General features: G+C 57.8%; 24 protein-coding genes and 1 tRNA gene. 14 read left to right on the forward strand and 11 right to left on the reverse strand.

Features of this window, described 5'->3' with window-relative positions; genetic code table 11:
- The first annotated feature begins 61 nt into the window (after nt 1-61).
- Nucleotides 62-802, forward strand: a complete 741-nt coding sequence (locus tag BM069_RS18530; protein ID WP_093325925.1) for a class I SAM-dependent methyltransferase — start codon at nt 62-64, stop codon at nt 800-802.
- Here BM069_RS18530 and BM069_RS18535 read toward each other — a convergent pair whose 3' ends face one another.
- Complete coding sequence (locus tag BM069_RS18535) at nt 803-1,927, reverse strand: hypothetical protein (RefSeq protein ID WP_093325927.1); 1,125 nt, start codon at nt 1,925-1,927, stop codon at nt 803-805.
- 404 nt (nt 1,928-2,331) lie between these two features.
- Here BM069_RS18535 and BM069_RS18540 point away from each other — a divergent pair, with 404 nt between their 5' ends.
- From BM069_RS18540 to BM069_RS18565, 6 genes are all read left to right on the forward strand, one after another.
- Nucleotides 2,332-2,892: a F0F1 ATP synthase subunit delta gene (locus tag BM069_RS18540; protein ID WP_093325967.1), complete on the forward strand. Its 561-nt coding sequence runs from the start codon at nt 2,332-2,334 to the stop codon at nt 2,890-2,892.
- Entirely contained in the window at nt 2,892-4,430 is a 1,539-nt protein-coding gene (gene atpA, locus BM069_RS18545; protein ID WP_093325928.1) for a F0F1 ATP synthase subunit alpha, read from the forward strand. Before BM069_RS18540 ends, atpA begins: the two co-directional genes overlap by 1 nt.
- A 12-nt stretch (nt 4,431-4,442) precedes the next feature.
- Nucleotides 4,443-5,315, forward strand: a complete 873-nt coding sequence (locus BM069_RS18550) for a F0F1 ATP synthase subunit gamma (RefSeq protein WP_093325930.1) — start codon at nt 4,443-4,445, stop codon at nt 5,313-5,315.
- Between the two features lie 16 nt (nt 5,316-5,331).
- Nucleotides 5,332-6,756: a F0F1 ATP synthase subunit beta gene (atpD, locus tag BM069_RS18555; RefSeq protein WP_093325932.1), complete on the forward strand. Its 1,425-nt coding sequence runs from the start codon at nt 5,332-5,334 to the stop codon at nt 6,754-6,756.
- 11 nt (nt 6,757-6,767) lie between these two features.
- Nucleotides 6,768-7,163, forward strand: coding sequence for a F0F1 ATP synthase subunit epsilon (locus BM069_RS18560; protein WP_093325933.1), 396 nt, complete (start codon nt 6,768-6,770; stop codon nt 7,161-7,163).
- 114 nt (nt 7,164-7,277) lie between these two features.
- Nucleotides 7,278-7,631 (forward strand): H-type lectin domain-containing protein, encoded by a 354-nt coding sequence (locus BM069_RS18565; protein ID WP_093325935.1) that lies wholly within the window; start codon nt 7,278-7,280, stop codon nt 7,629-7,631.
- Nucleotides 7,632-7,712: 81 nt separating this feature from the next.
- On the opposite strand, the gene BM069_RS18570 is transcribed toward BM069_RS18565, so the two are convergent.
- The gene (locus BM069_RS18570) at nt 7,713-8,729 is read right to left on the reverse strand and encodes a ribose-phosphate pyrophosphokinase (protein ID WP_093325936.1); all 1,017 of its coding nucleotides are present in this window, start codon (nt 8,727-8,729) and stop codon (nt 7,713-7,715) included.
- Nucleotides 8,730-8,846: 117 nt separating this feature from the next.
- Between BM069_RS18570 and BM069_RS18575 the strand changes: the two genes are divergently transcribed.
- Both BM069_RS18575 and BM069_RS18580 read left to right on the forward strand, forming a co-directional pair.
- Nucleotides 8,847-9,446 (forward strand): 2-hydroxychromene-2-carboxylate isomerase, encoded by a 600-nt coding sequence (locus BM069_RS18575; RefSeq protein WP_093325938.1) that lies wholly within the window; start codon nt 8,847-8,849, stop codon nt 9,444-9,446.
- Between the two features lie 3 nt (nt 9,447-9,449).
- Nucleotides 9,450-10,250: an alpha/beta fold hydrolase gene (locus tag BM069_RS18580; protein WP_093325939.1), complete on the forward strand. Its 801-nt coding sequence runs from the start codon at nt 9,450-9,452 to the stop codon at nt 10,248-10,250.
- Between the two features lie 19 nt (nt 10,251-10,269).
- Here BM069_RS18580 and BM069_RS18585 read toward each other — a convergent pair whose 3' ends face one another.
- The 6 genes from BM069_RS18585 to BM069_RS18610 form a co-directional block, all read right to left on the reverse strand.
- On the reverse strand, nt 10,270-10,488 hold the full coding sequence (locus BM069_RS18585) for a DUF6500 family protein (protein WP_093325940.1): 219 nt from the start codon (nt 10,486-10,488) through the stop codon (nt 10,270-10,272).
- A 5-nt stretch (nt 10,489-10,493) separates the two neighbouring features.
- Entirely contained in the window at nt 10,494-11,540 is a 1,047-nt protein-coding gene (locus BM069_RS18590; RefSeq protein WP_093325942.1) for a threonine aldolase family protein, read from the reverse strand.
- A complete protein-coding gene (locus BM069_RS18595) occupies nt 11,540-12,013 on the reverse strand; it encodes a YcgN family cysteine cluster protein (protein WP_093325943.1) in 474 nt (157 codons plus the stop codon). Before BM069_RS18595 ends, BM069_RS18590 begins: the two co-directional genes overlap by 1 nt.
- Nucleotides 12,010-12,942, reverse strand: coding sequence for a bifunctional riboflavin kinase/FAD synthetase (locus BM069_RS18600; RefSeq protein WP_093325945.1), 933 nt, complete (start codon nt 12,940-12,942; stop codon nt 12,010-12,012). The genes BM069_RS18595 and BM069_RS18600 overlap by 4 nt, the downstream gene beginning before the upstream one ends.
- A gap of 132 nt (nt 12,943-13,074) precedes the next feature.
- Nucleotides 13,075-13,518: a MaoC family dehydratase gene (locus tag BM069_RS18605; RefSeq protein WP_093325947.1), complete on the reverse strand. Its 444-nt coding sequence runs from the start codon at nt 13,516-13,518 to the stop codon at nt 13,075-13,077.
- Between the two features lie 112 nt (nt 13,519-13,630).
- On the reverse strand, nt 13,631-14,506 hold the full coding sequence (locus BM069_RS18610) for a TIGR01459 family HAD-type hydrolase (protein ID WP_093325949.1): 876 nt from the start codon (nt 14,504-14,506) through the stop codon (nt 13,631-13,633).
- 349 nt (nt 14,507-14,855) lie between these two features.
- Here BM069_RS18610 and BM069_RS18615 point away from each other — a divergent pair, with 349 nt between their 5' ends.
- Both BM069_RS18615 and BM069_RS18620 read left to right on the forward strand, forming a co-directional pair.
- Complete coding sequence (locus BM069_RS18615; protein ID WP_093325951.1) at nt 14,856-15,314, forward strand: MarR family winged helix-turn-helix transcriptional regulator; 459 nt, start codon at nt 14,856-14,858, stop codon at nt 15,312-15,314.
- The gene (locus BM069_RS18620; protein WP_093325952.1) at nt 15,314-16,219 is read left to right on the forward strand and encodes an alpha/beta hydrolase family protein; all 906 of its coding nucleotides are present in this window, start codon (nt 15,314-15,316) and stop codon (nt 16,217-16,219) included. Before BM069_RS18615 ends, BM069_RS18620 begins: the two co-directional genes overlap by 1 nt.
- 92 nt (nt 16,220-16,311) lie before the next feature.
- Here the strand turns inward: BM069_RS18620 and BM069_RS18625 are convergent, their stop codons facing one another.
- The 3 genes from BM069_RS18625 to lipB all read right to left on the reverse strand — a co-directional run bounded on the left by BM069_RS18625 (nt 16,312) and on the right by lipB (nt 18,371).
- A complete protein-coding gene (locus BM069_RS18625) occupies nt 16,312-16,770 on the reverse strand; it encodes a c-type cytochrome (RefSeq protein ID WP_093325954.1) in 459 nt (152 codons plus the stop codon).
- A gap of 221 nt (nt 16,771-16,991) precedes the next feature.
- The gene (locus BM069_RS18630) at nt 16,992-17,516 is read right to left on the reverse strand and encodes an outer membrane protein (protein WP_170846792.1); all 525 of its coding nucleotides are present in this window, start codon (nt 17,514-17,516) and stop codon (nt 16,992-16,994) included.
- A gap of 192 nt (nt 17,517-17,708) precedes the next feature.
- Nucleotides 17,709-18,371 (reverse strand): lipoyl(octanoyl) transferase LipB, encoded by a 663-nt coding sequence (lipB, locus tag BM069_RS18635; RefSeq protein ID WP_093325958.1) that lies wholly within the window; start codon nt 18,369-18,371, stop codon nt 17,709-17,711.
- Between the two features lie 203 nt (nt 18,372-18,574).
- Between lipB and BM069_RS18640 the strand changes: the two genes are divergently transcribed.
- The 3 genes from BM069_RS18640 to BM069_RS19955 all read left to right on the forward strand — a co-directional run.
- Nucleotides 18,575-20,203 carry a peptidoglycan-binding domain-containing protein gene (locus BM069_RS18640; RefSeq protein ID WP_093325960.1) on the forward strand — a complete coding sequence of 543 codons (1,629 nt, stop codon included), beginning with the start codon at nt 18,575-18,577 and terminating at the stop codon, nt 20,201-20,203.
- A 129-nt stretch (nt 20,204-20,332) separates the two neighbouring features.
- A tRNA-Leu gene (locus BM069_RS18645) sits at nt 20,333-20,419 on the forward strand.
- Nucleotides 20,420-21,251: 832 nt separating this feature from the next.
- Nucleotides 21,252-21,475, forward strand: a 224-nt coding sequence (locus tag BM069_RS19955; RefSeq protein ID WP_139216249.1) for a hypothetical protein, incomplete at its 3' end; no start/stop codon positions are given.

The following is a 21,475-nucleotide window of genomic DNA, read 5'->3' on the forward strand; positions in this document are numbered from 1 at the left end:
GAAATCCGCCTCTGCGTTGTTATGTTAGCCGAGAGATTTGCCGATTGGAGACCGGACTGCAATGCATCTTGATGTGCAGGACCTTAGAAATTTCTATTATCGCAGCACGCTCGGTCGGGCGGCGCAAAAGGCTGTGCGCGATGAAATGATGGAGCTTTGGCCTGAGGCAGACGGACAGACGGTGGCCGGATTTGGTTTTGCTGTGCCTCTGTTGCGCCCGTATCTCGGGAGCGCGCGGCGGGTGATCGGATTGATGCCTGCTCCGCAGGGGGTGATGCCTTGGCCTGCGGGCATGCCGAATGTGTCGGTGCTGTGCGAAGAAACGCTTTGGCCCATTGAAACCGGTCATGTGGATAAACTGGTTATCATGCACGGGTTGGAAACCAGCGAGCGGCCCAATGATGTGCTTGCGGAGGCAAACCGTGTTCTGGGGCCGGGGGGGAAGGCGCTTTTTGTGGTGCCACACCGGTCCGGTATGTGGTCGCGCAGCGATGCGACTCCGTTTGGGTATGGTCGGCCCTATTCGGCGGGACAGCTAGAGACCCAACTGCGCACGCACGGATTTATGCCTGAGCGGCATCGGGCAACATTGTATCAGCCCCCGAGCCACAAACGGTTCTGGCGCAAAACCGGGCGCATGTTCGAAGGATTGGGTAAGACAATTTCGCCAGTGATGGCGGGAGGCGTGTTGTTGGTGGAAGCCAGCAAACGTGTGCATGCCCCAACAGGTCCGGGAGTGCGGGAAGGCGCGGCCAAGCCGTTGGGTGTGTTCGCGCCGGCGCCGGATGTGACTCCTGCCTGATCAGGCAGGCGTTGGTGAGGCGATCGTAAACTGAGTGCTATCCAGCGTGATACGATTTTCTTCGTCCAGATTGATCAAACGCATCACCAGCGTGTCGCCAACAAAAACGTCGTCGCGCTGTACAGTGGCCCCAAGATTGATGTCATATCGTGGCGGCTGATTTTCGATGCGGACCTGCGCTGCGTGTTCCGCCGGAAGGATCAACTCAAACTGATCGTTGAAGTCCCAAACCACCGTTGAGGGGCTGTGCGTGTGCATGGTTTCGGGATCGACCGTCATGGAGTAGACGTCCGCTCCGCCGAATTGGTCATCCGAGACATTGATGCCTTGAGAAAAAAGATAGGTGTCGTCGCCTTCGCTGCCGTCAATGCGCAGAGAGGCCACGTCGGATTTTTCGAAGTCACGGGCGTCAATCGTGTCCTCACCTGCGCCGCCTTTCACGACGACAGAGCCGCTGTCGTGGCGCACCAGTATAGTGTCGTCCGCACGTGTGCCGCGTTCAACAAGTTGGCCTACGTCGCCTTCGATCACGATGGCGGACTCATCCGGCTCTGCGGGCTGGCTGGGGTCGGTCTCCTCACAATTGGTGTCGGCGAGAAAGATACAATCGGGAGACACATCAGAGAGCCCGTCGAGGCGCACCACATAGTCGTTTGCCGCTTCTGCGCCGAGTTCCGGATCAAAAACCGCAACCCGCACGTCGACGTAGCTGCCGTCCTCGGCCGGTACAATGCGGAAGTTCTGCGGCGTTTCCGCATTCGGGAGCCTGTCCTCGGCGATCACCTCAAGTGTCAGGACATCTTCTTCCGGATCAAAATCCGGGACGATGACATCGTAGGGCCGGTCGTCATCGGCGCGATGGGGGTATTCCGCGACAAACGTGTCCGCGCCCGCACCTCCGATTGCCATGATCGGATTGTCTGTTGCGGGTGGTAGGCGCAAGGTGTCATCCGCGTCGGTTCCACTGTGGATGTGATGTTCAATTTGGTGCTGAAGATCTTGGGTGTCGTCGTCAGGTGTCTCTTCAGTTTCGGGTGGTGTGTCAGAGTCATTGCCTGAAACCATCATGCCCACAGAAGTGAGTCCTAACAGGCCGAGAAGAGTGAGAAGGATTGTTGAGCTCATTGGAGGCAGGTCGCTGATTGTAGTGGATGCCTGCGGTTTACTCCCAAATTGGTATTCAAACCCATAACGCGGGTCGGCAAGGTATCGCGTTTGCGTAAATGTCGCATTGTGGCTCTACAGGAGGCAGTTTGGCTGCGGGAACGGGTCGGGAATCGGGCAAATCAAGGATTTCGGACACATTTTTTTAACCTCGCGTCAAAGGCAAAGGGTCGCACCAATCCCAAACCCATAAAAATAAGGGCAAATGCCTAGGTCGTGATTATGTCGAACGTAGTTGATAGCTGAGCAAGCCTCTGCTAAACCCGCCACGGATTTGCCGTCCTGCCATGGGCAGGGCATGAAACGTCCCTGTGTCATGCATACAATTGTATGCCGAGGCGGGGCCAGAAAGCGGAAGGGTGGACGTGTCCGAACCAGCTTCGATCTCCTCCGGCATTGCGGAACGCTATGCCGCCGCGGTCTTTGAGATCGCATCCGAGAACAAGGCGCTGACCAAATTGGAAGGTGGTCTTGATGATCTGAGTGCAGCATTGGGCGAGAGCGCCGATCTGCGTAACCTGATCAATTCGCCGCTCATCAGCCGCGATGAGCAGGGCAAGGCCATCGCAGCCGTTGCGAAAACCATGAAATTGCAGCCAGTGCTGGCAAACGTTTTGGGCCTGATGGCTGAAAAACGTCGCCTGTTCGTGCTGCCGCAGCTGATTGAACAGCTGCGCGCCATGATTGCGGACCATAAAGGCGAAGTAACCGCCGAAGTGGCCACCGCCAAAGCATTGACCAAAACCCAAAGCGACAAGCTGGCAAAAGCGCTGGCGGCTCGTATCGGGAAAGACGTCAAGATCAACGCGACCGTCGACAAGAACCTTGTTGGCGGTCTTGTAGTTAAGGTGGGCTCGAAGATGATCGATACCTCGATCCGCTCCAAGCTCGCTTCCCTCCAGAATGCAATGAAAGAGGTCGGATAATGGGTATCCAAGCAGCCGAAATCTCTGCGATCCTTAAGGACCAGATTAAGAACTTTGGCCAAGAGGCCGAAGTGGCCGAGGTCGGCCGTGTGCTTTCCGTCGGTGACGGTATCGCACGCGTCTACGGCCTGGACAACGTCCAAGCCGGTGAGATGGTGGAATTCCCCGGTGGCATCATGGGCATGGCCCTGAACCTGGAAAGCGACAACGTTGGTGTTGTTATCTTCGGTTCTGACCGTGACATCAAAGAAGGTGACACTGTTAAGCGCACCAACTCCATCGTGGACGTTCCCACCGGCAACGGCCTGCTGGGCCGCGTTGTTGACGGTCTGGGCAACCCGCTGGACGGCAAGGGCCCGATCAAGTCGGAAACCCGTGGCGTTGCAGACGTTAAAGCACCGGGCATCATCCCGCGTAAATCGGTTCACGAGCCGATGGCAACCGGCCTCAAGTCCGTTGACGCGATGATCCCGATTGGCCGTGGCCAGCGTGAACTTATCATTGGCGACCGTCAGACAGGTAAGACTGCTGTGGCTCTGGACGCGATCCTGAACCAGAAGTCTTACAACGAAGCCGCTGGCGACGACGAGAGCAAGAAACTGTACTGTGTTTACGTTGCGATCGGCCAGAAGCGTTCGACTGTTGCTCAGCTGGTTAAGAAGCTGGAAGAAACCGGCGCGATCGAATACTCGATCGTTGTCGCCGCAACAGCGTCCGAGCCTGCACCAATGCAGTACCTCGCGCCCTACACCGCGACCGCGATGGCGGAATACTTCCGAGACAACGGCAAGCACGCGCTGATCATTTATGATGACCTGTCCAAACAGGCCGTTGCATACCGTCAGATGTCCCTGCTGCTGCGTCGCCCGCCCGGACGTGAAGCGTATCCTGGTGACGTTTTCTACCTCCACTCCCGTCTGCTTGAGCGTTCCGCGAAGCTGAACGAGGACTTCGGTGCTGGCTCGCTCACCGCGCTGCCGATCATTGAAACCCAAGGTGGTGACGTTTCCGCGTTTATTCCGACCAACGTGATCTCGATCACCGACGGCCAGATCTTCTTGGAAACCGAACTGTTCTACCAAGGTATCCGTCCTGCTGTGAACACCGGTCTGTCGGTTTCGCGTGTTGGCTCCTCGGCTCAGACATCGGCCATGTCCTCTGTGGCTGGTCCGGTTAAGCTGTCGCTGGCTCAGTACCGTGAAATGGCTGCGTTTGCGCAGTTTGGTTCCGACCTTGACGCCGCGACCCAGCAGCTGCTGAACCGTGGTGCGCGCCTGACCGAGCTGATGAAACAGCCTCAGTACTCGCCGTTGACCAACGCTGAAATCGTCTGCGTGATCTTCGCAGGTGTGAACGGTTATCTGGATGGCATCGACGTGTCTGATGTGGGCCGCTTTGAACAAGCTCTGCTGAACCACCTGCGTTCCAACGAAGCTGAACTGCTTCAGTGGATCACCGACGAAGATCCCAAGATCAAAGGTGATGCAGCCGACAAAGTTAAAGCCGCGCTGGACGCTTTCGCCGCTGACTTCGCATAAGGGGTTCGGACCATGCCTAGTCTGAAGGACCTAAAAAACAGGATCGAGAGTGTGAAAAACACTCGGAAGATCACAAAAGCCATGCAGATGGTTGCCGCGGCGAAACTTCGCCGCGCGCAGGAAGCTGCTGAGCAGTCGCGTCCCTACACAGAACGGTTCAATGCCGTTCTGGGTGGTCTCGCGGCCTCGGTTGGCGGCTCTGACTCTGCGCCGAAACTGCTGGCAGGCACCGGAAGCGATCAGACCCACCTGTTGGTGGTGATGACTGCGGAACGTGGTCTGTGCGGTGGCTTCAACGCAAACATTTCGAAGTTGGCGCGTGCGAAAGCTGCGGAACTGAAGGCTGCGGGCAAGACCGTTAAGGTTCTGACCGTTGGCAAGAAAGGCCGCGACGCGATCAAACGTGATTTGGGTGACGATTTTGTCGGCCACGTTGACCTGACTGAAGTCAAGCGCGTGGGTTACGACAATGCTCAGGACATTGCACGCGACGTGCTTGACCGCTTTGATGCGGGCGAGTTCGACGTGGCAACGATCTTCTTTGCGCAGTTCGTAAACGTCGTGACGCAGATCCCAACCGCACAGCAGATCATCCCAGCCGCTTTCGAAGCGGAAGACGATGGTGCAAGCACTCTGTACGACTACGAGCCCAGCGAAGAGGCCATTCTGGCTGACCTGCTGCCGCGCGGCGTCGCAACACAGATCTTTGCAGCACTGCTGGAGAACGGCGCCTCTGAGCAGGGTGCGCGGATGTCCGCAATGGACAACGCAACCCGCAACGCAGGCGACATGATCGACAAACTGACCATCCAATATAACCGCTCGCGTCAGGCTGTGATCACCAACGAGCTTATTGAAATCATCTCGGGCGCGGAAGCGCTCTAAGAACCGGAGACGAAACATGGCAAACGCAAAAGGTAAGGTGACACAAGTCATCGGCGCCGTTGTGGATGTGCAGTTCGAGGACGATCTGCCAGAGATCCTGAACGCACTGGACACTGAAAACAACGGTAAGAAACTGGTTCTGGAAGTTGCCCAGCACCTTGGTGAAAACACCGTACGTACCATCGCGATGGACGCGACCGAAGGTCTGGTCCGCGGCCAGAGCGTGGTCGATACTGGCGCCCCGATCGCTGTGCCTGTGGGCAACGGCACTCTGGGTCGTATCCTGAACGTGACCGGCGATCCGGTTGACGAAAAGGGTCCGGTGAAATCCGACGCAACCCGCGCCATCCACGGTGACGCACCGGCGTTCGAAGAACAGTCGACTGCAACCGAAATCCTGACCACCGGCATCAAGGTTATCGACCTGCTGGCCCCCTACACCAAGGGTGGTAAAATTGGTTTGTTCGGCGGTGCCGGCGTTGGTAAAACCGTTCTGATCATGGAACTGATCAACAACATCGCGAAAGTGCACTCCGGTGTGTCCGTGTTCGCGGGTGTTGGTGAACGGACCCGTGAGGGTAACGACCTGTACCACGAAATGATCGAATCCGGCGTTATCGTTCCTGATAACCTCGAGGAATCGAAAATTGCGCTGGTTTACGGCCAGATGAACGAGCCTCCCGGTGCGCGTATGCGTATCGCGCTGTCCGGTCTGACACTTGCGGAACAGTTCCGTGATGACACCGGTACAGACGTTCTGTTCTTCGTGGACAACATCTTCCGCTTTACTCAGGCTGGTTCAGAGGTGTCCGCGCTTCTGGGTCGTATCCCTTCTGCTGTGGGCTATCAGCCGACACTGGCAACCGACATGGGCGCGATGCAGGAACGTATTACATCGACCAAATCCGGTTCGATTACTTCGGTTCAGGCCGTATACGTTCCGGCCGATGACCTTACCGACCCTGCACCGGCAACCTCGTTTGCGCACCTTGATGCGACAACCGTTCTTGACCGTGCGATCTCGGAAAAGGGTATCTACCCTGCTGTGGACCCGCTCGGCTCGACCTCGCGTCTGCTGGACCCGCTGATCATTGGTGAAGAGCACTATCAAGTGGCTTCCGACGTGCAGCAGATCCTTCAGCGCTACAAGTCGTTGCAAGACATCATCGCCATCCTCGGCATGGACGAACTGTCCGAAGAGGACAAACTGACTGTGGCACGCGCACGTAAGATCGAGCGTTTCCTGTCCCAGCCGTTTGACGTTGCGAAGGTCTTCACCGGCTCTGACGGTGTTCAGGTTCCGCTGGAAGATACCATCTCCTCGTTCAAAGCCGTTGTGGCTGGCGAATACGACCACCTGCCCGAGGCTGCCTTCTACATGGTTGGTGGCATCGCGGAAGTGATCGCAAAAGCCGAAAAAATGGCTGCTGAAGCGGCCTAAGGAGGCCCGAAATGGCAACTGAGATGCAATTTGACCTGGTTAGCCCCGAGCGGAGCCTTGCTTCGCTCCAGGCGACCTCCGTGCAAATCCCCGGCGCAGACGGTGATCTCACCGCGATGCCCGGCCACGCGCCCCTGCTGACTTCGCTGCGCCCCGGTGTGGTGAAGGTTCAGACCGCGCAAGGCGAGAAGGATTTTGTCGTGACCCGCGGTTTCGCGGAAGTGTCGGCAGAATCGATCTCGGTGATTGCCGAGTTTGCCCACACGGGTGACACCGTGACCAAAGCGGACCTTGAAGATGTGCTGGTTGGCGCACGCAAGGCTGCTCAGGAAGCGGCTGCCGAAGAAAAAGATGCGGCTGAGAAGTTCCTGTCGGATCTTGAAGCTCTTCTGGACAGCATGGTCTGATATCGGCCTAGCCGGAAAAGAATTGAGGCCTCGCCGGTTTGGCGGGGCCTTTTTTGTAAGTGGTGCAATTTTGGGTTGCGTAAGTGTGTGAGGTTGCGGACAGTGAGATCCGGGATGAAACGACTTAGAAATCATTACATTGGCGTTGATCAAGGCGATGAGGCGCTGTTTTCGGACTTTGAGTCCGATGGCGAGATGTGGACGGGCAACGGGCCGCGCGAACGGCGTAAGCTTGTCAAGTTCTCGGGGCGGTATCGCACGCCACCGAGCGTTCAGGTGTCGCTGTCTTTGTGGGACATGGATGCAGAACACAACATCCGGGCGGAAGTGGTTGCCGAAGAGGTGACAAACCTCGGGTTTCACCTTGTATTCAGAACATGGGGTGACAGCCGAGTGGCGCGCGTCCGGATGAACTGGATTGCAATTGGCGAGCTGGCGCATGCGGATGATTGGGCAATCGAGGATTAATCCCGACCCCGCCCAGATGCCCAATCACATCAAAAAAGCCGCGCACGAAGGCGCGGCTTTTGTCACTTTAAACGGGTGATATTACTTGTTGAAAAGGCCTTCGTAGCTGGCCTCGAGCGTTTCTGTGTCAAACAGAGAACTGACCGACGTACCGTTGGCGATATTCAGAATCGCTTGGGCAAAGAGCGGGGCAGTTGGAATGATGCGGATGTTGGGGGTGTCGCGTACCGGCTGGGTGGCTTCGATAGAGTCCGTGATGCAGAGCGATTTCATGACAGATTTGCTGATGCGCTCCACTGCGGGGCCGGAAAGGACACCGTGAGTGATGTAGCTGTGCACTTCGGTTGCGCCATGTTCCATCAGGACTTCGGCAGCTTTGCAGAGGGTGCCGGCGGTGTCGCAAATGTCATCAACGATGATACATTTTTTGCCTTCAACGTTGCCGATGACGGTCATTTCGGCGACTTCGCCGTGCTTTTCGCGACGTTTGTCGACGATGGAGAGCGGCGCACCAATCCGTTTGGCCAGCTCACGTGCTCGGGCCACACCACCGACGTCGGGCGAGATCACCATGATGTCGTCCATCGCGCCTTCGAACTGGGTTTTGATGTCCAGCGCAAAGATTGGCGAGGCGTAGAGGTTGTCCACAGGAATGTCGAAAAAGCCCTGAATCTGCGCGGCGTGCAGGTCCATGGTCAGAACGCGTTCGATGCCGGCCTCGACCATCATGTTGGCGACCAGTTTGGCGGAAATCGGTGTGCGGGCCTTGGCGCGGCGGTCCTGACGTGCGTAGCCGAAATAGGGGATCACAGCGGTGATGCGGCTGGCGGAAGACCGGCGCAGAGCGTCGGACATGATCAGCAGTTCCATCAGGTTGTCGTTTGCCGGATTGGAGGTCGACTGAATAATGAACATATCCTCGCCGCGGACGTTTTCATAGACTTCGACAAAGATCTCCTGGTCGTTGAAACGTTCAACGCGGGCATCGACCAGATCGACCGGTTTCCCACGGTGCAGCGCCATCCGGCGGGTGATGGCATTGGCCAGCGGCTTGTTGGAGCTGCCGGTGATCAGTTTTGGTTCAAGCAGAGTGGCCATGATGGGGGTCCCCAGAGTGGTGCAGAGTGGCGCAGGTGACAGATTCGTGACGTTGCCAACCGATTAACATGGCCCTAGGGTCTCGCAAAGCTTCGAGGCACCGGGGGAGAGCCAAAAATGGCCCATATTGACTACTATTTCGCGACTATTTCACCATACACCTATTTGGCCGGCACGCGGCTGGAAGAAATTGCGGCAAAACATGGTGCGACCATCACCTACAAACCGCTGGACATTATTGCCCAATTTGGCCGAACCGGTGGTACGCCACCTAAAGATCGCCATGTCAGCCGTCAGGAATATCGCGCGCAGGAACTTGTGCGTCAGGCGAAGAAACTTGGTATGCCCTTCAATCTGCAGCCGGCGCATTGGCCGACCAATATGGCACCGTCGTCTTATGCGTTCATCGCAGCCCAAAATGCCGGTGGCGGCGATCTTGGCGCTCTTGCACACGGGATCACGAAGGCCTGTTGGGTTGACGAGAAGAACGTCGCCGAAGATGAAGTGATCCGCGAATGTCTGGAGGCCGCCGGTTTTGATCCGGCGTTGGCGGATAGCGGTTTGCTGGCAGGGGCCGAAACCTATGCCCGCAATTTAGAAGACGCGGTTGAGGCTGGTGCCTTTGGCGCCCCATTTTATGTGGTTGATGACGGGGCGCGGTTCTGGGGGCAGGACCGTCTTGAAGATCTGGACCTGCACCTGGCGGGCAAACTGTAAGACATGCCATTGGGCGTTGACGGTAAGACATACTGGCGTCGGCTGGGCGAAGGCGCTCGGCCGGCGCTGGCTTTGCATTGCAACCTTGGTCATTCCGGCGCGTTTCGCGGGATTGGGGCTTCGTTGGGCGACCTGCTGACCATTGATGCGCCCGATATGGCAGGGCATGGGCGCAGCGCTGCCTATGAGGCCGGCACGTTGACGGGCGAGCAGTTATTGGACGCCATCCTTGCACGACTAGACGGGCCTGTGGATGTGATCGGTCATTCCTATGGCGGGTTGGTTGGTCTGCGCCTGGCGATCGAAAGACCGGATTTGGTGCGATCGCTTTCCTTGTTTGAGCCGGTCCTGATGCTTGCGGCCAAGTATCGAGCGCCGGAGGCTTTTGCGCAAAACGCGTCCTATATGGCACGGGTGTTTGCCCTTTATGAGAAGGGCGACCATGAGGGTGCGGTCCGGCTTTTTGTTGAGGAGTGGGGCGACGGTACGCCGTGGGAGCAATTGCCGGAGGAGACACGCGCCACGTTCACGCGGCAGATGCCGGTTGTGATGGCATCGCAAGATGACGTGGACCGAGACATCGGCGACGTCATGCCAAGGTTGAGCCAAGTGACGGTGCCTTGCCTTGTGATGGACGGGGCCCTGTCGCCAAGCATCATAAAACATACCTGCGATGGTTTGGCTGCGGGCGTACAGAACGGACGGCGGGTGACGTTTGCCGGAGCAGGCCACATGGGCGCGATTTCGCACGCCTCAGAGGTGGCGGGTGAGGTCAGGAAGACGATCGAGGCCACGCCGCTCTAAGAGTTTGTTGCTCGGTTTACTACGCGCCGCTCAGGATCAAATCCCGAACCTTTAAAGCTTTTTCGAAGTGGTCGAGTTCGTGGGTTTTGATCCACCACGTTGCTGCTTCCATCAACAGGTCAGGATCATCATTCTTGTTGGCAAAGAAGGCGTAGAAAGACAGACCGACAGTCTCACCTTTCTTGGCGATCTTGTCGTTGCAGATGGTGACGGCTTTGGAACGCAGGCTGTCTCGCATCAGGCTTAGCCCTTTGCGAGGTCCAGAAATGCGTTGATATCATCCAAAGTGACCGACCAATCGCACACGAGGCGTGCCTCCAGCATTTCGTCGGGATCATCGCCCTCAAGGCTGCCGGACCAGAGGTGGTATGCGGCGCCGGCGGCAAACAGGCGTTTGTGCGTGGCACGGGGCAAAGCGACAAACATCATGTTGGCTTGCGGTGGATACATAAAGGCCGCGCCGTCAATCTGACGCAGGCCGCCGGCAAGGTGCGCGGCGTTGGCATTGGCCTTGGCTGCGGCTTCTTTCCATGCATTGTCAGAGAGATACCCCTGCATCTGCGCCGAGAGAAAGCGGTGTTTGGAGAACAGATGCGCGCCGCGTTTGCGGCGGAGTTCAAATTCCCAAGCGGTTTTCGGATCAAAGAAAATGACAGCTTCCACGCCCATGCAGCCATTCTTGGTGCCGCCAAAGCTGACCGCGTCGACGCCGGCCTTCCATGTCAATTCGGCAGGTGTACAGCCAAGCGCCATCATAGCATTGGTGAAGCGCGCGCCATCCAGATGCACAGGCAAGTCGTAGGATTTGGCCACGTCACACAGCGCAATGAGTTCCTCAAGCGTATAGACGGTGCCGAATTCCGTGACCTGCGTGATCGAGACAGGACCGCGTTGCGGTCCGTGTACGCCGCGGGTCTCTTCGCCTTCGATCGCTGCGCGCAGCTCGTTCGCGGTCATCTTGTCGTTTTGTCCAACGAGCGTCAGTTTCGCACCGCCGGAATAGAACTCAGGTGCGTTGCATTCGTCCATATGGATGTGGGCCACGGAAGAGCAGAAAACGGTTTGCCAAGGTTGCCCAAGTGTGGCGAGCGCGAGCGAATTGGCCGCGGTGCCGGTGGCGACCAGATAGACCGCTGCCTCGGGGGCTTCGAAGATATCCCGGATGGTCTGGCGAACCTCGGACATGATCGCGTCGTTGCCGTAAGCCATTGAAAAGCCGGTGTTCGCCTTGGCCAGAGCGTCCATCACCTGGGGCAGGACCGGACCGGAATTGTCAGACGCAAAGTACATTAGAGAGGCTCCTCGATGATGTGATCTTCCCAGTCGTCTTCGGGGGTTTCGAATTCAGAGACTGTCATCTGGTAAACGGACACACCAGCTTCGTGTACGCTTTCGGCGCGGCCGGAAACTAGGGGGTGCCAGTCATAGAGCGGCTTGCCCTCCCACAGGAGGCGATAAGCGCAGGTTTGCGGCATCCAATAGGCGTGGCTGTCCAGATTATCGGGTTTGAGCACGATACATTCCGGCACGAACTGGTGGCGGATCGGATATTGGGTGCAGCGGCAGGTTTCGTCATCCAGCATCCGACAAGCGACGCGCGTGAGAAAGACCTGACCCGTGTCGGCATCCTCAAGCTTGTTCAGACAGCATTTGCCGCATCCGTCACACAGAGCCTCCCACTCCTGCTCGTTGAGCTTGGAGAGCGGTTTTTTCTCCCAAAAGCGGGGGGATAACTTGTTGCGATTGATGGGATCCTTGCTCATAGCGCGGCCAGAATATCGCGGCACTGATCGCAGTCACGGCCCATTTGCGCGATGAGGCTATCAAGGTCGTCAAATTTCATCTCCGGCCGGAGATAGTCGACAAGGGCCACCGAGAGGGTTGCGCCATAAAGGTCACCCGAGAAGTCGAAGAGGAAAGTCTCGATATTGGCGGTGTTGGTGCCAAACATCGGGCGTACACCGATTGAGGAGGCGCCGTTGTAGCTGCCGGCGTGGGGACCGTCGAGCACATCGACCAGCACCGCATAGACGCCGTGTTTGGGTTGATGCAACCCGTCAATAGACATGTTGGCTGTGGGAAATCCGAGGTCGCGACCGCGTTGTTCGCCGCCAATCACGGGTCCGTCGATGCGGTGCCAGTGGCCAAGCATTTTCGCGGCATCGCGAGGGCGGCCGTCGGTCAGAGCCTGGCGGATGTTAGTGGAGGACACGAGGCTGTCGGAGGCCTGAACCAAGGGCGCGATTTTGACGCCAAAGCCCATGATTTCGCCAAATTTTTCAAGATCTTGAGCGGTGCCAGCGCGACCTTTGCCAAAACAGAAATCCGCGCCGACGACGACGTGGGCAAGGCCAAGGCCGTCTGCGATCACGTCGCGGGCGAATTCTTCTGGCGTGAGGCTGGAGAGGGCCGTGTTGAAAGGCAGTTCATAGAGTCGCTTGACCCCGAGTTTTTCCAGACGGTGCGCGCGGGTTTCCGCGCTGGTGAGGCGGAAGGCGGGGGCGTCCGATGCGAAGTATTCGCGGGGATGCGGTTCAAATGTCATGATGCCCAGAGGCGCGTCTGGCGCGGCATTGCGCGCAAGGTCGATCACCGATTGGTGGCCGATGTGAACGCCGTCGAAATTGCCGATGGCAACGGAGGCGCCTTTGTCCTTTGGGGTGACGAATTTATAGTCTCGTATGATCCGCATGACGCCGAGGTAGCGTCTTGGCAGGCGGCATGCAAGAGGGGAGACGCGGCGTCCGAGAGGGGGCGCAGCCCCCGTCGCCGAAAGCGGCGACTCCCCCGAGGTATTTGACGCAATAGGAAAAGGTCTGCGGTGTCAGTCCAGCTTGCGGGACGGGGCGAGGACGGTGGCCTCTCCGGCGAGCACTTTCTTGCCGTCCACAGAGCAGGCGCAGTCCATGCGGACGCGGCGTTTGGACATGTCGATGTCGGTCACGGTGACCTCGGCAAGGACGGTGTCGTTGGGGCGCACAGGGGCAAGAAACTTCAGGCTTTGACCCATGTAGATCGTACCGTGACCGGGGAGTTGCTCGCCGATGACCGCAGAGATCAGTCCGGCGGTCAGCATTCCGTGCGCGATGCGGCCGCCAAACATGGTTTCTTCGGCATAGCCATCATCCAGATGCACCGGATTGTGGTCAGTGGAAACGGCCGCAAACATCTCGATGTCCTGATCGGTGACGACCTTGCGCACATAGCGGGTCATGCCGACTTCGAGGTCTTCGATAAAGATGGTTCCGCGTGGCAAGTTGTCCAACATGGGGCCTCCGATTTGTCTGACGCAGTTTGTCGTCGGGTAATTTTCAGACCCTTATTGGATCTTGGTTGCAACTTTATTACTTTGCAGTCGCAGAAAATCAAGCCCTTTTTTGTCAGCGCAACTGCCCGATGGAGAACTGGGGCGAGATTTTTTCCGTTTCCAAATAAGAGGTTAGTGCGGCTGGGTTCGGGTCGTGTTTGGTTTGCGTTTCTGTGGCGGCGAGGCCGCCGGTGATGAAGAGGGAATCGATGTCTTCTCCCATGGCGCCGGAAATGTCGGTTTGCGGGCCGTCACCGATCGCAAGGATAGCATGATCGGGTATCGATTTCCCTAAGGCTGCGAGCCGGCGGCGGGCGAGGTCATAGATCGGAGGGTGGGGTTTGCCGAAGTACAAGCTTTCGCCACCCATCTCGGTATAAAGTTTCGCGAGTGCGCCGGCGCACCATTCGCGGACCTCTCCGCGGTCGACAACGATGTCGGGGTTGGCGCAGAGCAGTTTCAGACCCTTGGTCTTGGCGTAGAGAAAATCCGCGCGGTTCACATCCGGGTCGGCCATTGGATCAAAGGGGCCACAGCAAACAATGCCTTCGGCCTCGGCCAGAGGAACGCGTTGAATGGTGACGGGATTGTCCAAAATTTCCAGAGGCTTGAAGAAATCTGCATCCCGCTTTTCTTCGCCCATGAAGTAGATTTTTTCACCCACGGCGCCTTGATACATGGCCGAGCGTGCGCTGTCGCCGGAGGTGGCGATGGTGTCATAGGCATCTTTGGGAACGCCGAAATCGAGGAGCTGATCTGCGACCGAGAGGCGGGGGCGGGGTGAGTTGGTCACAAGCACAACGATGCCGCCTTTGGCGCGATAGTTTTGAAGCGCGGCGACCGCTTCGGGGTAGGCTGTGATGCCGTTGTGGACGCAGCCCCAGAGGTCGACAAAGAGGGCGTCGTAGCGGTCTGAAATCTCGGAGAGGCGGGTGATGATCTGGGTCATGGAGCGGTCCTGTGCGCGGGCAAATGCTTGGGCGGATGTATGGCAGGGCAGAGGCGTGGGGGCCAGAGAAAAGGCGCGAAACGGGATGTCTGCATCGCGTCGGTATGACGTCGGTATTGCGTCGGTGCTGTGGAGGTAAAACGGGACAAGAACCGCGGGGAGTGCGGATATGCTGCGGTGCAGCGCGAGTTGCGGTCGGTTTTTGGGGTTCAACTGGCGGGAGTGGGATTTGACGTGGACTTGGAGCGGGGAGTGATGTGTTCGGTTTACGAAACGTCATTGCGAAAATGACTTGCGGGATCCGGTAGTTCGTGTGCGAACTAAATCAAGGAAAGCCGGAAGAGAGCCCATGACGCGATCGCCAAGAATATTTTTGTTGATGAACCGAGCCTATGCGGCGCTGGCGCGGGCGGCGGACCGGCGGACAAAAGCGGAGGGGGATGTGTCGCTGGCGCAGCACGGGGTTTTGTTTGCCCTGACCCGGGAGGACGGTCTGACGGTCAGTGCGTTGGCGCGGATGTTGTCGATGGGCAAACCGAGTGTGAGCGGGATGGTGGATCGCTTGGCGGTGCGCGGTTTGGTGCGGCGACAAAGGGATGACGCGGACGGGCGTGTTGTGCGGGTGCTCTTGCAAACGGAGGGCGCCGCGTTGGTCGCGCGGACAAAACCGGTGGTTCGGGAGATGAACGCCGCGCTGTTGGCGCCTTTTGACGAGCCCGAGCAAGAGGTGATCGGGCGATTTTTGAAACACGTGGCGGACAACGCCGAGGATGTATTGGCCCTTGGGGCTTCGGAGGAGAAGACGTGATGTTGGATGGGGGCAGTGTAGACGATGTGAGCGTGGAAGATGTGACGTTTCAGGCCGAAGACGGGTGGCCTTTGGCGGGCACCCTGTACCGCGGTGCTGCGCCAAAGATGGCGGTTCTGATTTCGGCGGGCACGGGGTTTCCCAGACGGTTCTACCGGCACGTGGCGGCATGGTTTGCGGCGCAGGGTGCGGTGGTGTTGACCTACGATTTTCGCGGCATCGGAGACAGCGCGGTTGATGATCTTGCCAACAGCGGGATTGATTATCCGGACTGGGGACGGCTGGACATGACGGCGGCTTTGCAACAGTTGTCAGACGCGGCGCCCGAGCTGCCGCTCATGACGCTAGGCCATTCGATTGGCGGTCAGTTTGTCGGATTTATGAAAAACAGCGACAAGGTCACGCGCAATGCCTTTGTATCGGTGGGCAGCGGGTATTGGGGGGTGCATTTCAAGCACCGAATTCCGATGGAGTTGTTCTTTTGGTGGGGATTTGGGGCGATGGAACTGGCGCGGTTTGGTCATATTCGGGGTGGCGGTTTGTGGGGCGGCGAAGCGCTTCCGCCGGACGTGTTCAAGACGTGGCGGCGGTGGAGCGGGCGGCGGAGTTATCTGGTGCCGGATCTCGCGTCAGGACGATATGAGCATCGGTTTGATCAGGATCAGGCCCCGATTTGTGCATGGGTTCTGTCCGATGACGGGATTGCGACACAGAAGGCCTGTGGTGACACGCTTTCCCATTATCAGAAGGCGGAGAAGCACATGGTTTTGCGGGCTCCGTCTGATTTTGGAGCAAAGAGAGTTGGCCATGAGGGCGCGTTCCGTAAGGGACGCGAGGCGCTTTGGTCGGAGTTATGGGATTGGTTTGAAACAGGCGGCTTGCCCAAAGGGGCGGAAAAACGATAGCGGTTTCGCTGTGGTTTCGCGGCATGTGCCGCAAAAGAAAACACCCGCCGCAAAGGGTGCGACGGGTGTGAATGTCCAACGAAGTGTCGGTCTTATTCAGACTTTTCTTCGGCAGCTTCTTCAGTGGCCTCTGCTTCCATTTCCGGCGCAGGCGCGACGGATACGAGATAGGCGACAACGTCCTCGCCACCTTTTTTGAGTTTGTAGCTCATTTTGGATTTTGCGGCGTAGCCATTGTCGGCAAGCCAAGCTTTGGGGTCTGCGGAGTAAGTTACGATTTCTTCGGCGGTCCAAACAAAGCCGGCAGCATTCGCCTCTTTGAGGCCATCGCCGTATTTGAAGTCTTCGGAGCCGGCCACGCGGCCGACAACGCCGTAGAGGTTCGGGCCGGTTTTGCCGCCCTTGAAGATCACCTCGCCTTCGGGCGAAGCAATCGTGTGGCACGCTTTGCATTTTTTGAAGGCTTTTTCGCCGGCAGCAGCGTCGCCTTCGGCAAATGCGGGAGCTGCGAGAGCGAGGGTTGTTGCAGCGAGTGCAATTACAGATTTCATCTCATTGACCTTTTAAAGCTAGAATCGTGATCGTCGCGGTCCTGTGTGCGCAGTCTACCATGATAGACATTGTGCGCAGGGTTAAAAGGGGGGCGGCGACAATCTGTCCGCGATCATTTCTCAATTTTCTGCAGAGGCTGGGCAGTCGTGCAATGCCGGCGGTCAAGGGGCGGGCGCGACGGGGGCGAAGGCGCCGCTGGTTGCGGCGCCCCGCCGAAAGGTCAGAAGCGGTAGTTTACTTTGAGCGACGCGGAGGTGTCGTAGAGGCTGGAGCCGCCGCCGCCAAAGTTGCGATATTCGCTTTGCAGCACTTCCATGCCGAGGCTCCAGTGGTCTGACAGCATGCGTTCGGCGCCGAAGCCATAGACGATGCCATTGTCCGAAATGTTGCTGGCGCCGACGTCCATCATGCCGCGTACACCACCAAGTGTGCCATAGAGCAGCGTGCCATTCAGGTCATACCCAACGCGGGCCTTGAGGGCGATTGAGTCCTGGAAGCTGTCGCCTGCGATATCCGCGTTGGAGAATTTCATCTCGGCCTCGCCGCCGACAACCCATCCGCCGAAGTCATGGTTGTAGCCGGCCTGAAGACCGCCTTGCCATGTGTGGCCGGAGTCGCTGCCGAGTTGTTCGTCGCCATAGCCGAATTGGCCACCGGCGTAAAAACCTGTCCAGTCCTGGGCAAAAGCAGGGGCGGCAATGAGGGATGCTGTCACGGCTGCTGAAGTGAGGAAGTGTTTTGTCATGGTCATAGTCCTTTGCAAGTCCAGGTTTGGCCGCGCCTTTCGGTGCGGTGCAAAGGAGGTAAGCAGCGGATTCTGTAGGGCAAATTGGTATGGCGCAGGATTGCCGACGGGGCGGTGAGAAATTGCGTGCCTGCCGTTAACTGGCTGTTAATAGAGTGGAATTGGCATCCTGAGTGATGCGCGGAAATATGATCAAATCTTTGCAGAGCCGCCAAATGTGGTTTCAAAGCACCGGCGGAGGGCAAGATCGAGGTCGTCCATGGTCACGGGCAGGCCCATATCGACCAGAGATGTGACCCCGTATTCGGTGATGCCGCAGGGCACGATGCCGTCAAAATGGTCAAGGTCGGGTTCCACGTTGATAGAGATGCCGTGAAAGCTCACCCATTTGCGCAAGCGGATTCCGATGGCGGCGATTTTGTCTTCCGCTTTTTTGCCGGTGAGTGTGAGCGGCTTGTCGTCCCGTTCAATCCACACCCCGACGCGACCCTCACGGATTTCGCCGCGCAGGTTGAAATCGGCGAGTGTCGCGATCACCCATTCCTCAAGCATTTGCACAAAGCGCCGCACATCTTTGCCGCGCTTGTTGAGGTCGAGCATGACATAGGCCACACGCTGCCCCGGGCCGTGATAGGTATACTGTCCGCCACGCTTGGAGGTGTGAACGGGGAACCTGTCGGGATCCTTGAGGTCTTCGATGCGGGCGGAGGTGCCGGCCGTATAAAGGGGTGGGTGTTCCACCAACCAGATACATTCCTCGGCGTCGCCCTTGTGAATGGCCTCGGCGCGCGCCTCCATAAAGGCAACCGCCTCACTATAGTCGGTCAATCCGTCTGAGATGATCCACTCTACCATTGTGTCAAACTTCCACGTTGGGGCCGCATCGACCTATGACCTGAGCCGGGTTTTGTCCATAGGCGCTCGGCGCCAGTGCAGAGCCTTTGGGCCAGGCAGGCGGGACGGGTGCATTTTTTCTCGCCCTGAATCGGGACTTTGGCTATGCTCATACTCATAGAAAAAACTGTTTTGTAAAAAATATTGAGAGGGAGATTTGCGTCATGTTCCGGAAATCTACGAAGATGGCACTGGCTGCTGCGGTGGCTGTGACCATGGGGCCGACGACGGTTGCGGCATCTGACATAGGAGCTGCCATTGTGGGTGGCATCATCGGCGGCGCTCTTGTCGGCAACGCCAAGAAAAGCAAGACACGGTCTTCGTCAAATTATTCCGCAGCGCGGGCGCAAAATCGCGAAACCCAGACCTCGCTTAACTACTTCGGATTTAATGCGGGCACACCGGACGGTGTGATGGGGCAGCGCAGCCGCTCTGCCATCATCCAGTATCAGACCTATGTCGGGTTTCCCGCGACCGGCAAGCTGTCACCTTATGAGCGCGACTTTCTCGTGTCGTCCTATAACAGGGCGCAGGTCGGCGGCCCGCAGGTCGTGAAAGCGATGCAAACCCATCAGCATGGCGTGCGCAGCCTTCTGACGGTCTGGTATGACGAGTCGACGGGCGTGCGCACCGCAGGCTCAGGGTATACCGGCATGCCCGATATTGTCGGTCAGGCAATTGATGAGGTTGCAGAGAGCTCTGATCCAAGCGGTGAGCAGCTGTTGCAGCGGTCCGGCTTTATTCAGCTGGTCGATCTGAACGGCGACGGCAAGAACGATTATATTCTGGACACGTCACTGGCGGGCAGCAGTTTCTGGTGCAACGCCAATGATTGTACGGTTATGGTCTTTACCTCGGCGCCGCAAGGCTACAATCGCAGCGATTTTCTGACGCACAACGCGACGCCTGCCAGCTTTTCCTGTCATATGAATGTGTGTCGCCTGAGTGAGCCGCAGATGGCGGTTGTGCAACAGCCAGCGGCCCCGGCGCAGCCGACGCCAACTGTGCCTGTGACGCAAACACCGGTTCAGCAGGCGCCAACAACCACAATGGTTTCGGCTCAGGAGGGCGCGCAGCCTTTGGGCGGAATCACTGTTTTTGAAACCGCCACTCCAGCTCCGCAGCAAAGCTCTCTGGCCAGCCGTTGCAGCAAGGTGGCCTTGTTGACCAGTTCCAACGGAGGTTTTGTGACCGCGGCCAATCTGGCCGATGCCGAGTTCGCGATGAACGAGCAATTCTGTCTGGCGCGGACGTATTCAATTGGCACCGGAGAGAATCTGGTGAGCAGCCTGAACGGGGTCACGAATACGCAGGTCGACAGCCAGTGTGATGCCTTCGGTCCGGCATTGGCACCTTATTTGCCCAAGCTGTCGTCCATGGAGGCGCCTGCGGTTGCAAAAGAGGTGCAGCGGTTCGTTCTGGAATCCAGCATGTCGATGGAGCAGCTGTCGACAACGGCGAAAATCTGTCTGTTCTCGGGCTATCGCCGTGACAACATGGATGTCGCGCTGGGCGCGGCGCTGCTGATGGTGGGGCTTGGACAGAAACCCTATGCGGAACTTGTCGGGCATCATCTGGCCTTTGGCTATGGCGTTGGCGAACAACCGGAGAAGGCGGCCGCGTGGTATGACATGGCGGTTTCGGCACTGGAAGGTGGCGCGGAGCCGGTTTTTGCCCCCGGTCAGCCGGAACGTGCAGCGTTGCTGCGGGCTGCAATGACCCTTGAAAGCGGTGGCGCGGCGGAACCGCAGCCGGCCTCTGCGGCCTTGCCGACGTTCAATCTGGGAGATTGATCTTGAGGTCCGTCACTGGCTTTTGACGTCGATGACTGGACCATGAGAAAAAAGTTGCTGAGGGGGCATGTTTGCCCCTTCACATCCCTGAAAGCCTCGTCTATACGCCCCTCACCCACCAGGGCATGTGCGGTCGTGGCGGAATTGGTAGACGCGCAGCGTTGAGGTCGCTGTTCCTTAACCGGAGTGGAAGTTCGAGTCTTCTCGACCGCACCATATCTCTCCTCGTCTTTGAGAAACAAAGACAAGTGAGGGTTTCTCTCAAAACCAAAATCTCTTCTTTCCGCCTCAAGCGCGGGCCTTCCCGTGGGGACATGCATCTTCTGTTGGTGGTGTGGCTATGGGAACAATGCGCGGCAATGCGTCGTCTCTCATCCTCCGCCCGGGTCCGGCGGCGTGACGTCAGGCGCCACAGTGGTCACTGTATGATTTTGTAGAGGGGACAAGTGGGCGCTTCTTGCGAGGACTCTTTGCCTTTCGGACCGCGACCCCGCGCTGTGGCCGAAAGTCGGCGCCAAAACCATCACACTATATGTAGGCGGCCAAATGCGCTTTCGCGACTGTGGTGATGTGAGGGCGAACAGCAGGGGCAATTTGCAGCGCGCGACAGCAAGGCCTTTTCAGCACGCTGTAGCGTACACGCAGATACCAGTCCGAATTTGCCTTTGTCGGGCCGCACTGGCGAGGGGTCGGGAATGTTTCGGCGGGCGTGTGGGGCTCCCTCGTCTGATTCCGAGGTGAGTCTCTCAAAAATGCCAGTGACTCGGCCAAAACCACAGCTCGTGGTTGCGCTATCCTGTGGATAACTATGAGTCTCTTTGCATGTCACCAAAGGTTAACGAGATATTTGGTTTGTTTTTCGAGGATTTGGGGGAATTGTGCTGATGTAGTTCTTTGATATTGTTTGATTTTTTGTGTTTTTCGAAAAAAGTGGGAAAAAGTTGGAAAAAGCGCTTGCGGCTGTTTGGTGTTAGGCTTAGAACCCCCTTCACCGGCGGCGCTGAGGCGCTAACGGCGGGCCAGACGGACACGGAGCGGCGCTTCGGGGATGGACGGTTCGGAAGAAAATCGAGCAGTATCAGCGGGTTGCGCTAGCAAGTTAGTAGCGCGGTCGGTTGATTTTGTCTCTGGGGTTTGTGCTCCGACGTTATTTGACATTGTTACTAAACTGAAGAGATATGAGGGCGGTTTGGTTCATTTCGATGAACAAACACCTGCATATCTGGCTCTTAGGTCTTTCGAGATCGATGATAGAGTTACAACAGCTTCACT

Origin of the sequence: Shimia haliotis (assembly GCF_900114415.1) — a bacterium.
Taxonomy (GTDB): Bacteria; Pseudomonadota; Alphaproteobacteria; order Rhodobacterales; family Rhodobacteraceae; genus Shimia; species Shimia haliotis.

What these genes read in the sequence shown, in the direction of transcription:
- BM069_RS18620 (WP_093325952.1), top strand. Translation starts at nt 15,314, where the DNA reads ATGTTGGATGGGGGCAGTGTAGACGATGTGAGCGTGGAAGATGTGACG.
- BM069_RS18630 (WP_170846792.1), bottom strand. Translation starts at nt 17,516, where the DNA reads ATGACAAAACACTTCCTCACTTCAGCAGCCGTGACAGCATCCCTCATT.
- atpD (WP_093325932.1), top strand. Translation starts at nt 5,332, where the DNA reads ATGGCAAACGCAAAAGGTAAGGTGACACAAGTCATCGGCGCCGTTGTG.
- BM069_RS18565 (WP_093325935.1), top strand. Translation starts at nt 7,278, where the DNA reads ATGAAACGACTTAGAAATCATTACATTGGCGTTGATCAAGGCGATGAG.
- BM069_RS18535 (WP_093325927.1), bottom strand. Translation starts at nt 1,927, where the DNA reads ATGAGCTCAACAATCCTTCTCACTCTTCTCGGCCTGTTAGGACTCACT.
- BM069_RS18575 (WP_093325938.1), top strand. Translation starts at nt 8,847, where the DNA reads ATGGCCCATATTGACTACTATTTCGCGACTATTTCACCATACACCTAT.
- BM069_RS18605 (WP_093325947.1), bottom strand. Translation starts at nt 13,518, where the DNA reads ATGTTGGACAACTTGCCACGCGGAACCATCTTTATCGAAGACCTCGAA.
- BM069_RS18580 (WP_093325939.1), top strand. Translation starts at nt 9,450, where the DNA reads ATGCCATTGGGCGTTGACGGTAAGACATACTGGCGTCGGCTGGGCGAA.
- BM069_RS18530 (WP_093325925.1), top strand. Translation starts at nt 62, where the DNA reads ATGCATCTTGATGTGCAGGACCTTAGAAATTTCTATTATCGCAGCACG.
- BM069_RS18585 (WP_093325940.1), bottom strand. Translation starts at nt 10,488, where the DNA reads ATGCGAGACAGCCTGCGTTCCAAAGCCGTCACCATCTGCAACGACAAG.
- lipB (WP_093325958.1), bottom strand. Translation starts at nt 18,371, where the DNA reads ATGGTAGAGTGGATCATCTCAGACGGATTGACCGACTATAGTGAGGCG.
- BM069_RS18560 (WP_093325933.1), top strand. Translation starts at nt 6,768, where the DNA reads ATGGCAACTGAGATGCAATTTGACCTGGTTAGCCCCGAGCGGAGCCTT.
- BM069_RS18615 (WP_093325951.1), top strand. Translation starts at nt 14,856, where the DNA reads ATGACGCGATCGCCAAGAATATTTTTGTTGATGAACCGAGCCTATGCG.
- BM069_RS18590 (WP_093325942.1), bottom strand. Translation starts at nt 11,540, where the DNA reads ATGTACTTTGCGTCTGACAATTCCGGTCCGGTCCTGCCCCAGGTGATG.
- BM069_RS18595 (WP_093325943.1), bottom strand. Translation starts at nt 12,013, where the DNA reads ATGAGCAAGGATCCCATCAATCGCAACAAGTTATCCCCCCGCTTTTGG.
- atpA (WP_093325928.1), top strand. Translation starts at nt 2,892, where the DNA reads ATGGGTATCCAAGCAGCCGAAATCTCTGCGATCCTTAAGGACCAGATT.
- BM069_RS18640 (WP_093325960.1), top strand. Translation starts at nt 18,575, where the DNA reads ATGTTCCGGAAATCTACGAAGATGGCACTGGCTGCTGCGGTGGCTGTG.
- BM069_RS18550 (WP_093325930.1), top strand. Translation starts at nt 4,443, where the DNA reads ATGCCTAGTCTGAAGGACCTAAAAAACAGGATCGAGAGTGTGAAAAAC.
- BM069_RS18625 (WP_093325954.1), bottom strand. Translation starts at nt 16,770, where the DNA reads ATGAAATCTGTAATTGCACTCGCTGCAACAACCCTCGCTCTCGCAGCT.
- BM069_RS18600 (WP_093325945.1), bottom strand. Translation starts at nt 12,942, where the DNA reads ATGCGGATCATACGAGACTATAAATTCGTCACCCCAAAGGACAAAGGC.
- BM069_RS18570 (WP_093325936.1), bottom strand. Translation starts at nt 8,729, where the DNA reads ATGGCCACTCTGCTTGAACCAAAACTGATCACCGGCAGCTCCAACAAG.
- BM069_RS18610 (WP_093325949.1), bottom strand. Translation starts at nt 14,506, where the DNA reads ATGACCCAGATCATCACCCGCCTCTCCGAGATTTCAGACCGCTACGAC.